The sequence below is a fragment of the Mesorhizobium liriopis genome (genome assembly GCF_024053505.1).
GTDB lineage: Bacteria > Pseudomonadota > Alphaproteobacteria > Rhizobiales > Rhizobiaceae > Mesorhizobium_B > Mesorhizobium_B liriopis.
In genome coordinates this window covers 421352-434168 of sequence record NZ_JAMXQS010000002.1, presented here as the reverse complement: position 1 = coordinate 434168, position 12817 = coordinate 421352, and the positions used below count along the sequence as shown (strand labels likewise).

Here is a 12817-nt window from a genome sequence, read left to right as displayed (position 1 = left end):
GTTGGTGATCCGCCTTGTGTTCGAATCGAAGGGTAGCCAGCCTCTTGCTGCATCGCAACATGACAAAGGTTGTGCTTTGCGCGGATTTGGTTCGGTTGAAGCGGTATCTGTGACAAGCCATGAGCCGGAACCCGCGCAAATCCTGCCTTGTTGCTTGCCCACCGTCCCGGCTTTCGCCATGTTTCAGGTGTTCAAGACAGGCGATTTTCCTTCGCAGATGCGAGCAGAAAGCATGGAAAAAGAGACCAAACCGTGGCGAAAGAGGCCGGCGCATTGAGCCGATCCGCGCCTTTCACGCCGTCCGGAATCGTCGCCGACCGGCCGCTGGTCGCGCTGCCCGTGGGCCCGCTTGCGGGGCTCGTGGTGCTGTTCGCGCTGATCATGACGCCGCTGCTCGGGCCGCTCGCCGTGCTGCTCTTTCTGGCCGCAGGCGGGCTGATGATCGCAACCAGGCTCGAGCACAGCGCGCAGGCGGCGGCACGCTACTGGCCGCTCTTCCTGCTTCCCCTCTTCTGCCTCTTGTCCACGCTCTGGTCGCAGTATCCGGGTGTGACGCTACGCTATGCGATCCAGCTTGGCATCACGGTTCTGGTGGCCGTCGTCATGGCAGTGCGCGTTTCGCCGAAGCTGCTGCTGCGCTACCTGTTCGGCATCTATGCGTTCGGCATCGTGGCGAGTGCGCTGTTCGGGCGGGTGCGCGACGATATCGGCGCCTGGGTCGGCATTTTCGGCTCCAAGAATGCTTTTGCCGCCGTGGCCTCGGGGCTCGCGCTCACCTCGCTCGCCGTCCTGTTCGACCGCTCTGCGCCGAAGCTTTTGCGCCTTGCGGCACTCGGGGGCCTCGGTGCAGCCTTCCCCTTCCTGCTTCTCGCGCAATCGACGGGTCACCTGATCGCAACCGTCGTCGCGCTCGGCATCTCGTTTCTGGTGCTCGCGACACGGCGCGTGGGACCGAAACAGAAGATGACGCTGCTTGCAGCCGCCTTCATGCTGGCGCTGCTGCTCGCAGGCTTCGTTTACTTCTACGGCGAAATGCTGCTCGCCGACCTGCTGCGGGCGTCGGGCAAGGACCCCACCATCACCGGCCGCACCGATCTTTGGGCCGTGGGCCTCGATTCGATCCGCCAGCACCCGCTGCTCGGCATCGGCTATCAGGCCTTCTGGGTGCAGGGCTCGGGCCCGGCGGAAATGCTCTGGGCGATGTTCGGCATCAAGGCGCGCGCGGGCTTCCACTTCCACAACATGTATATCTCCAACACGGTGGAGATCGGCCTGATCGGGATGGCCATCGAGCTTGCCATCATCTTCGGCGCGCTGTTCGCGCTCTTGCGCTGGATCGTGCGAAGCTCGGCACCCGAGAACGCCTATCTCCTGTCCTTCCTCACCGCACTCCTCTGCACCTCGTTCGCCGAAGTACCGGTCTTCTTCCAGTTCAACATCTCGACCGTGATCGTCGTCATCGCCTTCGTGCATGCGACGCAGATGAACGAGGTGTGGCGGGCCAAGGACGGGGCATTGCCGCACGAGTGACAAAAGAAAAGCCGGATGCGAACACCCGGCTTTCTTCTTTATTCTCCTGAAGCGCTATCAGGCTGCGGCAGCCCGGCCCCGCACGAAATCGTTGACCGCCTGCATGGCGCGTTCGGTCGCTTCGCCGATCTTCGCATCGCGGCTGAGCTGCGGCTCGAACTTTTCCAAGCTTTTGAGATGCGCCGCCGCGCGGTGGATCATCGCCTTGTTGAGCGGCAGCGCGAGGGGCGAACGGCCCCATCGGCCGGCACGGCCCTCGACCTTGCCGCGGCCGCCCGTCATCTGCACGTAAAGCTCCATCGAGCTCGACGGCTTCAGAACCTGCGGCTTGAGATCGATGTCGAGCGCTTCCGCCCAATCGTGCCACTTCTGATGATGAATGGCATGCAGCGGGCGAACGCCGAGCCAGGGCGTGCGCAGCGCATCGGCCACGATGGCGCCATGCATGGCCTCGGTGATCAGCATCTTCGTGCCCTTGATCTCGCCGATGACCTTTTCGATGTCGTCGGTCGGGTCGATCATCGGAATGCCGGCCACCTTGCAAGCTTCGGCCCAGAAGCCGCGCTCGAGGCTTTCATAATGCGGCATGAAGGCGAGCGGCACGGGGTTCTTCGGTCCGGGCAGGTCGAGCGTGCGGAGCAGGATCGCGGAGTCGGCGATAGCCTTGCGCTCGGAAATGTTGAGCTGCTTGGCCGTGCGCGGCCCACGCACGAAGGACACGTCCCACGTGCCGTCATGGACGTTGGGCGGCGGCGTATAGCCGGCATAGCCCGAGCCCATCACATATTTGCGGGCCTTTTTCGGGTAATCGTCGAACAGGATCGAGCCGATGCCGATGAACAGCTCGCTCTCGTCTTCGTCGAGGAAATTGTGCGGCAGGATCTTCGGCCAGATATAGGTGTTCAACTCGTCGCCGAAATTGGGGACTTTGCCCTTGAAATAAATGAGCTTCATGAGGAGAGGGGCCTCCGTTTGGTGATCATAAGAAGGATCTCGCGCAGCCGCCTGAAGCCCAGCACCGAAAGCGCCAAAGCATAGACGGCCGCCCCCGCCGCGATGGATGCGGCAAGGTGCAAGAGGGGTGAAAGGTTGGGCAGGGCGTGATCCACCGCGATCACGGCCGCCGCCATCAGCGCGGAGGCCAGAGCCGGGACCGCGAAGGGCTTGAGATAGGCGCCCAAGGGAATATCGAGCAGCTGCGCGACTTTCCGTGCCGAGAACGGCCACATCACGAGGTTCTGTGCTGCCATGCCGACCACGAGTGCGGTCACGCCGTAGCGATAGAGCGCGAGGATGACGACGAGCGTCCCGGCCTGCTTCACCGTCATATAGCCCAGCCACCAGTCGGCCTTGCCCTGCGCGTTGATGAGCGAGGCCTGGATCGTGCCGATGCTGGACAAGAGGCCGATCACGCAGAAGGCCTGAAGCGCGGGAACAGCCTCGCTCCATTGCGCGCCGAAGAGTGTTGGCACGAGTTCGGGCGCGATTGTCGCGAGCCCGAGAAAGACCGGAAAGGCCAAGGCCGACGAGGCGAAGGTGGTGATGACCAGCGCGCGCGAGAGCTTTTCTTTCTCGGCCTGAAGCGAGGACAGCGCCGAATAGGAAACGTTGCCGAGCGCGCCGGCGATCAAATCGTTGAGGATCTGGAAGATGCGACGCGCGAAACCGAACAGGCCGAGGGCCGCGGTGCCCAGAAGCGTGCCGACGAGCAACTGGTCGAGGCTGACCGTCTGCAGGATGCGGTGGCCCGAAGCAAAGATGCCGAAGCGGGAAATCTGACGCAGCGCCTTGAGGCTGAATGAAAAGCGCGGACACCAGCCTGACGAAACGAGGGCGGCTACGCTCGCAGCCATACTTGCGGCGAGTTGCGACAGCGCCAAGGCCCAGATGGTTTCCCCGAGCGCCAACAGAAGAAGGCAGATCGCGGCGGACACCAGCGAGGCGACCGTGGTGCGCATGGCGAGCTTGCGGAACGCCATGGTGCGCGCCAGCAGCGCATTGGGCACGATGGCACCCAGATCGAACAGCACGCGCAGGCTCAACACAGGCAGCAGAACCGCCAGGCCCGGCTCGCCCAGCCATTGCCCAAGCGGCACGCCGAGCAAAACGATCAGCGCATAGGCCAGAATGCCGAAGCCCATGCAGAGCCAGAACACGGCGTCGCAATGGGCGGCATTCATATCCTTGCGCTGGATGAGCGCCTGGCCGAAGCCGCCGGGCCCGAGCGCGCTTCCGAGAGCTGCAATGGCAGCCGCCAGCGCCACCAGGCCGAACTCGGCGGGCGTGAGGAAACGGGACGTGACGGTGAAGACAGCAGCACCGACGATGGCCGGCGCAAACGAACCGAGCGCGGCCCAGATCGCGCCGCCGACCGCAGCCTTGGCGCGACCGGTCGAAAGGTACGCGTAAGCACGCGCACCCTCCTTTTGATTGCTGAGCACCTCGACGCTCATTGGTTCACCCTTGTCATGGGTTCTTGCACACCAGGGATTCGGGGAACTGGCACTTGTCGCCGAGCTTGGTGTAGGCGACGCGCTCGATTTCGAACGTGACGGGCTTTGTGGGCGACGTGAACGGGCCCATCCAGTGCGTGAGCTTTTCCGTGCCCCAGAGCGAGAAGAAGATTTTCTGCGCGTTTATCGGCAGCGGTGTGTCGGGCTTGGTCTCATGCAGGAGCTTGCCGTTGACGAACCAGCGGATACGGTTGGGCTCCCAGATGAAAGCGTAGTCGTTGAAGCCGCCATCCGTGCCGCCTGCAACCGGCACCTTCGAGCCGTTGTTGGGCTTGCCGCTTACATAAGTATTGACGTCGATCTTGCTCGTGTCACGGGTGATCGCCTCGAAATCGATCTCGTCATGCGGCTGGCCGTTGGCTGGGCCGATATAGGTAAAGAAGGCAGCGTTCAGCCCCGAAGCGGGCGTAGTGCGCGTGCGTGCTTCATAGGTGCCATAGGAGAAGCGCTGCTTGGTCTGGACTTCCGCGCAAGCGTGGTCACGGTCGCCCGTCTTGCGTGCCTCATAGGACAGCGTCAGCTTGCCATCGGCGAGTTTCAGGTTGCGCTTGGACCATGTGCAGTTCTGGAAGTCGCCATTCGCCCAGCCATCGGACACGTACCAACGATTGAGGTCGAAGCGGTCGAACTCATCCACGAAGCTGTCATCGGCGGCGAATGCCGGTGCCGCGCTCAAACAGGCGAGTGCGGCCGCGGCCCAGAGGCCGGGTTGGCGAAAGAAAGAAGTCATCAGGCTTGTCCTTCGGATTCCTTGGCAGGCACGTCGCCCCCCTGCCCTGTCAGCTCCGCGGCCTGACCGCGGAGCCGATCCATGAAGACGATCTGGCGGGCGAGCGTTGCCATACGGCGCTCCGCGTGGAGCAGCGCTTCCGTCAACGCATCGAGGCGACCCGCCATGCGAGCGGATGCGCTGTCTTCCATGCTTTCGGAAAGATAGGCCGCATCCGAGGCGACAGATTCCTTGCGCCGCGCGAGCCCATCGCGCTCGCTTGCCATTTCCTTGCGCAACGCATCGATCATGTCGAGCAAACGGCGCTTGCGCGCATCGTCCGTCATCTGATCACGTTGCGGGTTACGGCTGCGGAAAGAGAATCGTGTCACCATCGCTCTATGCTGAACCGCTGATCGAGTGGGGTGGATGAAATGCCCGGACGTCGCGAGCCGATTCCCGGCCCAAGCCCTTGAAATGGTTTATTCGACGGCTCTTTGAGCCGCACGTCACCGGTTCATTCGCTCACGCTTGTCGTGCTGCAATGCAGCATAAACATGGCATCACGGAGCCGAGAGGGCAACCGCCGAGGAAAAAGCGCGGAGCGGTTTAGCGCGACTTGGAGAAAAATTGGCGCGCCGATCGAGCATCAAAGCCGGCTCGGCAACCTCGGGGCGAAACTTCGGAGGCACCGCCCATATATAAAGAGAGCTACGCCGCGACTCGCTTCATCGAATCGAGCGGTTGGGCTCGATCGAAGGGGTCTTCGCTGCCTCATTCTCGCCACGAGCAGCGCTGTTTTTCTCGGTTTCGGTCTCGGGTTCGCGACCCACGAGCACTAAAATGCAGAGAAAATAGCCGAGCTGAATTAGGGCAGCGCATATGATGACGCGCAAAACGACCGTGCCTAACGATGCGTCATCGAGCACCGACCAGAGCGCCACCACGCCGCACACCGCTGCCATACCAATCAAGAACTTTGGCAGCGACATCGCCTGACTTACCCTCTCTCAGAATTCCGAAGAGAGGCCATAACAGGTTTAGCCTTCTTCAAGTCTCTCTACACGTGCACCGAATTCTCACGGAAAGACGTGAAGAGAGCGTTCAGCACAAAATGCAGCTTATTTTAAGCATTAACTTTGAGTATATCGGCGACCGATTTTCTCCACAAGTTAGCCAAAGGGTCGATAACCAAAATCATATCGATTTATGTTGCACCGCAGCATCAAAAGACGCCAAGCAATCATTCGGATAGGAGTCAGCTTAAATAGCCTTTTTCAGACTATAGTCCGAAACAAGACCACGTAACGAGGATTTTGTTTTTTGCTTACCCTTGGTCTTCCGGCTTAATTTTTGTGCATAGGCACAGCCGACGAGCACAAAATTGCATAACTGCATTGCAGTGAAATCACACCAAATTCCGACATTGTTTCGTCACATTCGCTTAACGCGGAATTTTTAGCTAATTTAGCGCAAGTCTATTCTCCGTTAAAATGCAGCCTATGTGTTGCACCGCACCAGAAGCGTGCTACCTTTCTCTCACCGACAGTTTACCACTCGGAGTTGCGACATGAGCGACTTTGCCAAGCTCGGCAGCCTCACCATGCCCGCCACACATGCTGACCTTCCTCCCATCGGAGGGGTCATGAAGCGCGGATTCGATATCTTTGGTGCTCTTTGCGGCCTTGTTGCGCTGAGCCCCCTGTTTCTTCTCGTCGCGGCCCTCGTGAAGCTCCACGATGGCGGCAGCATTTTCTACGGCCATCGCCGCATCGGGCGCGGCGGGACGCCTTTCCATTGCCTGAAGTTCCGCACCATGGTGCCCGATGGCGACACGGTGCTGACCCTTTTCCTCCACGCGAACCCCGAGGCGCGCGCGGAATGGGAAGAAACCCGCAAGCTCAAGAACGATCCGCGCGTGACCCGCGTCGGTCAGGTTCTGCGCAAGCTTTCGCTCGACGAGCTGCCGCAGCTGATCAACATCCTGCGTGGCGAGATGAGCATCGTGGGGCCCCGCCCCGTGGTGCGCGACGAGCTCGACATGTATGGCAATTCGGCCATCTACTACTTCAAGTCCCGTCCGGGCCTTACCGGCCTGTGGCAGGTCAGCGGGCGCAACGACGTGTCCTATGATGCGCGTATCGCCTTCGATCAGCGTTACGTCGAGAACTGGTCGATCGGCCAGGACCTGCGGATCATCATGAAGACGATCCCAGCCGTCTATGCCGCGCGCGGCTCGTACTGATCTTTCCGGCGCGATCCCAGCGAGGCGGGACCATTCCCGCCTCCTTTTTGTTTCAAACGATGCTGCATGGAGGCTTGCTCCGCATGCTGACTTCTCGTTTCCTTCTCACAGCCCTTGCGGCTTCCACTCTTTTCGCCGGCATGAGCCCCCTTGCCGCCGAGCCCTATCGCCTCGGCGTGCGCGACAAGCTCTCGATCCGCGTGGTCGAATGGCGCGCGGTGGAGGGCGAGTTCCGCGACTGGGCAGGCGTGGCCGGCGATTATTCGGTGGATGCGGCGGGCAACATCTACCTGCCTTTCGTTGGCGAAGTGGCGGCGACGGGGAAGACTACCACCGAGATCGCCAAGACGATCGGCGAAACGCTTCAGCAGAAATTCGCCCTGCCGGACCGGCCGGATGCGGCAGTTCAAGTGGCCGAATACCGCCCCTTCTTCATCGATGGCGACGTGAAGAGCCCCGGTGAATATCCCTACGCACCCGAGCTCACTGTGCTGAAAGCCGTATCCGTCGCGGGCGGCATGCGACGCTCGTCCGATTCGGGCTCGCGGCCCGAAAAAGATCTGATCACCGCACGCGGCAATTTCGATGTCGCCTCCGACCAGAGTGTGCGGCTTCTGGTGCAGCGCGCCCGGCTCGACGCTGAAATGGCAAACAAGACCGAGTTCGAAGCGCCCGAAGAGGTGCGGAAGAACCCCAACCTGCCCGCCATCATGGCCGACGAGCGCGCGCTGCTCGACACGCGCCGCAAGAAGCTCGAAGTCGGGCTCAAATCGCTCGCCGATCTCAAGGTCGTGCTCGAAAATCAGGTTTCCTCGCTCGAAGAAAAGATCAAGAGCCAGACGCGTCAGGTGGAGCTTGCTCGTGAAGAGCTGAAAAGCGTCGGTGGCCTGCAGCAGAAGGGCCTCGTCGCCAACACCCGTGTGCTTTCGTCCGAGCAGTCGGTGGCCGAAATGGAAGGCAAGATCCTCGACTACGAAATGGCCATCCTCCAGGCGCGCCAGAGCATCAGCGAGGCCGACAAGGATGCGAGTGATTTGCAGAACACGCGCAATTCGGATGTCGCGACCGAACGTCAGGAAGTGCAGCGCGCCTTGAGCGAAGCGGTGATGAAGACCGGCACACAGCGCCAGCTGATCGTCGAGGCCGCCGATTTCGCCTCGCTCGCCGCGACCGAAGGCGAAAGCAGCCTGCCGCCCTTGCGCTACACGCTCACTCGCACGGTGGACGGCAAGACGACCAAGCTCGACGCCGACGAGAACACACCGGTTCTGCCCGGCGACGTGCTCAAAGTCGTGCAGCCCCTGCCGCCGGTTGCGATCCAGTAAGAGAGCGGGCCGATGACCGCTTCCCTGCCGCTCGCACTCACCCGCGAGGCCAAAGTCTCGGACCGCCCCCTCGTTTCCGTGGTGATGGCCAACCATTGCGGCGCACCCCACCTGCCGGCGGCCATCGCCTCGGTGCTCGCGCAGACGGTTTCGGACATCGAACTGATCGTCGCCGATGACGCTTCGAGCGATGCGAGCGCTGTCCTCGTCCGCCATGCGGCGGCACATGATTCACGTGTGACATTGATCGAGATGGTGGAAAATGGCGGGCCATCGGCCGCGCGCAACGCCGCCCTTCGTGCGGCACGCGGCACCTGGATCGCGGTGGTCGATTCGGACGACATCATTCATCCCGAACGCTTCGAGCGCATTCTGGAACGCGCGGAAGCGCTTCAGGCCGATGGCGTGGCCGATGACATGGTGTTCTTTTCCGAGGACGGCCCGATCGAGCCCAAGACGCTTCTGGGCGCTTCGCTCGACGACGCGCCGCAAGAGGTATCGCCCGCCTATTTCATCCGTGCCAACGGCCTGAACTCCGGCCTACCGGCGCTCGGCTATCTCAAGCCGATGCTCAAGCGCGAGAAGCTCGCAGCCCTGTCTTACGACGAGGCCATCCGCGTCGGCGAAGACTACGACTTCCTTTTACGCTTCCTGCTCGACGGCAATCGCTTCTTCCTTCTGCCCGAGCCGACCTATCTCTACCGCCGCCATAGCGGTTCGATCTCGCACCGGCTTTCGGAAGAGAAAGTCGAAGCCATGATCACCAATCAGAAGGCGCTGCAAGTCGCCTACCCGACGATTGCGAGCGAGGCGGCAGAGGCGCTGAACAAGCGCATGAAGGGCCTCGAAGGCGCGCTCGCCTATGAGCAGCTGGTGTCGAGCCTGAAACGCAAGGCCGTTGCGCGCTCTGCCACATTGGTGGCCAAGCGTCCGACGCTGGTGGCGCCCCTCATCCGTTCGGTGCGCGAGCACTTCTCGCATCCGGCCAAAACTGCCGAAAGCACGGCGCCCACCGGACAAGTCCTTCTCCTGCGAGAGAAACTGCCTGACGCCAATTTGCAGTCAACGGTCATGCGAACACTCGGCATCGTCGGTGACGGCGTTGCGGTTGCCGTTCCGCCCTTCCGTGAGAAAGGCGGTATGGATGCGGGTGAGCGCCAAAGCATGGCCGAACTGACGCAGAGTGCGGCTCTCAACGAAAGCCGCGTCATTGCGTTCGGCCTTGCCGGACTGCGTGCTGCCTCGCTCTGCTCCCGCGGCACCTTGCGCGCGGTGGTGGTCGAAGACGCGAACGAGACGCCGGCCATTCTCCAACGCCTGGACGGTTTGGACGTCGAGATGCTGGTGCGCGATCCGGCGAATGGCGACCTCACACCCTTGATCACAGAATCATCGGCGTCGCCTGAACGCAAAAGGGCCTGAGAATGGAAACATCCGGTTTTCTCGTCCATGCGCGCACGCCGACCTACAAGCGCCCCGACATGCTGCGACGTGCGCTCCAGTCACTGCAAGCACAGACGCACACAAACTGGATCTGCGACGTCTATGACGACGACCGCAATGGTGCCGGGCGCGCCGTGGTGGAGGCACTCGCCGATCCGCGCATCTGTTACACGCTGAACCCCAAGCAGAACTTCGCTTCGCGCAACATCGACCAGTGCTTCACCGCTCAGAACCCGCACGAGGCCGACTATTTCTGCGTGGTCGAGGACGACAACTTCCTGCTTCCGCGCTTCATGGAAGACAATCTCCGCATCGCCCGCGAACAGGGCGTCGAACTGATCCTGCGCAACCAGCTGATCGAACTCGGCTCCGGCACACCCGAAGCGCGGTTGAGCGAGACGGGCATTCTCGATGAGATGTTCGCGGAAGGCCGCTACGAGCCCAGCCAGTTCAGGCTCTCGCTCATTCCCGGCATCGGCGTGTCGAATGGCGGACTGTTCTGGTCGCGCGATGCCAGGAGCCGGCTCGAGATCGGCTATGCCTGCACCGCGACATTGCAGGAATATCTGCGCACCTTCTCGGTCTGGGAAGACATCTATGTGGCGATGGAGCCGCTCGCCGTCTGGGCCGAGAACGGCGCGCAGACCACGCGCGATCTCGGCGGCACGGCCGGCTATCTCAAACGCGAACTGGACCTCAAACGCGCGGTGCAGATCCTGCAGCGCGAGGCCTGGGCCTTGGCGGGCCGCGACAAGCAGCGTGAGTTCCTGGAAAGTGCAAGCTTCCGCTACCCAGTCGCGCTCCGCGCACGCGGGCTGGTTAAGGCGCTCATCACCGCGCGAACCGGTGCTCATCTGGGTTTGAAGGAAAAGCTCGAACTTGCCGCGCGCGGCCTGCTGATCCGCACCGCCGGTCGGCCCGAACCCGAACTGCCGGACTTTATCGCCTCGCGGAAGGCGGTGGCCTGATTTCCGAGACAACTGGGCTGGCATCCGACCTCGCAAGAAAGTTGTGCCGATATAATAATCTCAACCGCTTTTGCACCTCACCAAAGGTGCTATGGATAGACACGATAAAACGCCTTATCTAAACAATATTATTGATATTCCCAACATCGCGAGCGGGAAATCGCTCGAATACCACTGATGCCGGGGATTTGATTGAATTAATGCAAAAGTCTTAGGGCATATTCTTTCGATAAAATGTCTCCAGCCATTAGGCTATCTGCGCGACTGATTCCCAACCTGATACGCAATGTTCTCAACGCTTGAACTTTCGCGATGCAGGGAACGGTCATGACAAAGCCTCGGTCACTTCTTCTGGGCGCTGCCTGCGCTCTCACTCTCGCCGCTTCGCCGGCCCTCGCTCTGGGCGGTTGGCCCGGTGGCCCCGGCGGTCCTGGCAAAGGCGGCCCAAAGGGCCCGCCCACCTCGCATGCGGTCCCTGGACCGGTCGCCGGCCTGGGCATTCCCGTGGTTCTCGCGGCAGGCAGCTATGCCTGGTTCGTCCGCCGCCGCCGTCGCAACGTCGAGCAGCACCGCAAGTCGTCGCCGGATCGCCGCTGATCCGGCGCAGCAGCGATGCTGCAGGCAAACACGACTCTGTCCAACCCGCATGGCGTGATGCCACGTGAGGCCGCCCGATCTGCTGCTTGGCGTGTGCCGCTTGCTGAAGCACAGGCTTTGTCGCGCCAGGCTATTTTCTCGGGCTTGGTCGTACTGGCATTTCTGAACGGTTCAGCTGAAAAAATCTATAAATCCGTCCTTCGCGACGGCTGGGTCGATGCCGCGCTAAACACTTTCGACGTCAGCGCCATTCTGTGGTTCGCCGGCGCCGTCGCCGCTCTGCAGCTTTGGAATGCCGTGCCGGCAGAGCCCCGCAGCCGAACCGATCTTGCGGTCGCGGTTGCCGCAGTGGTGCTGATCCTGCTCCCTGTTCCTGTGCTGGGCTGGCTGGCTATCGCCCTCATGGGAGCATATCTGATCCGCTCTTCACCTGCGGAAAGTTCGCTTCGTCGGGCCGGTGTGCTGGCATTCGCGCTTTCCGTCCCGCTTTTCTGGGCGCGACTTCTTTTCGCGACGTTCAGCGATCTCATCCTGCGGCTCGACGCGAAGCTGGTCGGATGGGTCATCGGAACGAGCGTCAACGACAATGTGGTGCCCTTCGCGGACGGGTCGGGCGTGATGTTCATCGCGCCCAGTTGTTCTTCGATGAGCAACCTGTCGTTGGCGTTTCTCTGCGCCGCTACTTTCGTCAACCTCCAGACCGGCGATTGGTCGCGCAAGGCTATGCTCTGGACTTTGCTTGCCTGTCTCGCGGTGATCGCACTCAACGTGACGCGGATCAGCCTGATCGGCCTTTTTCCCGCTTCCTACGATCTCCTCCATGGTCCGATCGGCGCAGGCGTATTCGGCTGGCTGACGGTTGCAACCATCTTCCTCATCTGCCTGCATGGGATCAGAAACGATGCCACGCGCCTTGCCTAGCCTGATTGCGGCCTTCGTACTGGCCGTGAGCCTGTCAGCGAAAGTTCATGCATTTCGCAGCGCGGAAAAGGCGCCGGATACCAATGGCGGCCCTGATATCGCAGCGTTTCTTTCCGAGCGAGGCTTCAGCGTCGCTCACGCCGCACCGAACACGGCCCCAGAATGGGTGACCGGCACGATGGGATCATGCAAAGTCCGCATCGCGGATGTCTCACCGCAAGGATGGTATCGTTCGATCATCAGCGAAGAGAGGGCAAAGCAGCGCGTCGCCTACTCGTTCGAAGGGACACTCTACGAAGATCAACCTGTCTTACGCACGCGGCTGGCCGATTACCGCGCCCGGCTGCTCAATTACCTCTCCATGATGGCAACGCCTGCACTCGTAAGGGCCATTCTTGTCAACCCGGACTGTAGCACTCAGCAGTTTAGGCTGGAGGATGCGAGCAGCCTCTCGCTTTAAAACGAGAGGCATATGATCTTCGTCATAGCTGCCATTATAGACGACCGACCATGACTCCATCGCGGAGTGAACGTGCGGCGGGCCAAGCAGCGAAAGCGGCTCTCCT

At 61.5% G+C, this 12817-nt stretch carries 14 protein-coding genes; 9 read left to right on the top strand and 5 right to left on the bottom strand.

What is annotated here, in order from left to right:
• Position 1 precedes the first annotated feature (1 nt).
• Entirely contained in the window at positions 2-277 is a 276-nt protein-coding gene (locus tag NGM99_RS05065; protein ID WP_252816622.1) for a hypothetical protein, read from the top strand.
• The gene (locus NGM99_RS05060; RefSeq protein ID WP_252816620.1) at positions 253-1530 is read left to right on the top strand and encodes an O-antigen ligase family protein; all 1278 of its coding nucleotides are present in this window, start codon (positions 253-255) and stop codon (positions 1528-1530) included. The genes NGM99_RS05065 and NGM99_RS05060 overlap by 25 nt, the downstream gene beginning before the upstream one ends.
• A gap of 57 nt (positions 1531-1587) precedes the next feature.
• Here the strand turns inward: NGM99_RS05060 and NGM99_RS05055 are convergent, their stop codons facing one another.
• From NGM99_RS05055 to NGM99_RS05035, 5 genes are all read right to left on the bottom strand, one after another.
• Complete coding sequence (locus NGM99_RS05055; RefSeq protein ID WP_252816618.1) at positions 1588-2484, bottom strand: polysaccharide pyruvyl transferase family protein; 897 nt, start codon at positions 2482-2484, stop codon at positions 1588-1590.
• Positions 2481-3983: a lipopolysaccharide biosynthesis protein gene (locus NGM99_RS05050; RefSeq protein WP_252816614.1), complete on the bottom strand. Its 1503-nt coding sequence runs from the start codon at positions 3981-3983 to the stop codon at positions 2481-2483. Before NGM99_RS05050 ends, NGM99_RS05055 begins: the two co-directional genes overlap by 4 nt.
• A gap of 13 nt (positions 3984-3996) precedes the next feature.
• Positions 3997-4773 (bottom strand): endo-1,3-1,4-beta-glycanase ExoK, encoded by a 777-nt coding sequence (gene exoK, locus NGM99_RS05045; protein ID WP_252816612.1) that lies wholly within the window; start codon positions 4771-4773, stop codon positions 3997-3999.
• Complete coding sequence (locus NGM99_RS05040; RefSeq protein ID WP_252816609.1) at positions 4773-5099, bottom strand: hypothetical protein; 327 nt, start codon at positions 5097-5099, stop codon at positions 4773-4775. Before NGM99_RS05040 ends, exoK begins: the two co-directional genes overlap by 1 nt.
• Positions 5100-5480: 381 nt before the next feature.
• The gene (locus tag NGM99_RS05035; protein ID WP_252816607.1) at positions 5481-5744 is read right to left on the bottom strand and encodes an exopolysaccharide production repressor protein; all 264 of its coding nucleotides are present in this window, start codon (positions 5742-5744) and stop codon (positions 5481-5483) included.
• A gap of 578 nt (positions 5745-6322) precedes the next feature.
• On the opposite strand from NGM99_RS05035, the gene NGM99_RS05030 reads away from it, so the two are divergent.
• The 7 genes from NGM99_RS05030 (at position 6323) to NGM99_RS05000 (ending at position 12711) form a co-directional block, all read left to right on the top strand.
• Positions 6323-6997, top strand: a complete 675-nt coding sequence (locus NGM99_RS05030; protein ID WP_252816605.1) for a sugar transferase — start codon at positions 6323-6325, stop codon at positions 6995-6997.
• Positions 6998-7080: 83 nt separating this feature from the next.
• Complete coding sequence (locus NGM99_RS05025; RefSeq protein WP_252816603.1) at positions 7081-8322, top strand: polysaccharide biosynthesis/export family protein; 1242 nt, start codon at positions 7081-7083, stop codon at positions 8320-8322.
• A gap of 12 nt (positions 8323-8334) precedes the next feature.
• Positions 8335-9744: a glycosyltransferase family 2 protein gene (locus NGM99_RS05020; protein WP_252816600.1), complete on the top strand. Its 1410-nt coding sequence runs from the start codon at positions 8335-8337 to the stop codon at positions 9742-9744.
• A gap of 2 nt (positions 9745-9746) precedes the next feature.
• Complete coding sequence (locus NGM99_RS05015) at positions 9747-10733, top strand: glycosyltransferase (RefSeq protein WP_252816596.1); 987 nt, start codon at positions 9747-9749, stop codon at positions 10731-10733.
• Between the two features lie 327 nt (positions 10734-11060).
• Positions 11061-11330, top strand: a complete 270-nt coding sequence (locus NGM99_RS05010) for a hypothetical protein (RefSeq protein WP_252816594.1) — start codon at positions 11061-11063, stop codon at positions 11328-11330.
• 15 nt (positions 11331-11345) lie between these two features.
• Positions 11346-12251 (top strand): exosortase/archaeosortase family protein, encoded by a 906-nt coding sequence (locus tag NGM99_RS05005; RefSeq protein WP_252816592.1) that lies wholly within the window; start codon positions 11346-11348, stop codon positions 12249-12251.
• The gene (locus NGM99_RS05000) at positions 12232-12711 is read left to right on the top strand and encodes a hypothetical protein (RefSeq protein WP_252816590.1); all 480 of its coding nucleotides are present in this window, start codon (positions 12232-12234) and stop codon (positions 12709-12711) included. Before NGM99_RS05005 ends, NGM99_RS05000 begins: the two co-directional genes overlap by 20 nt.
• Positions 12712-12817: the final 106 nt, after the last annotated feature.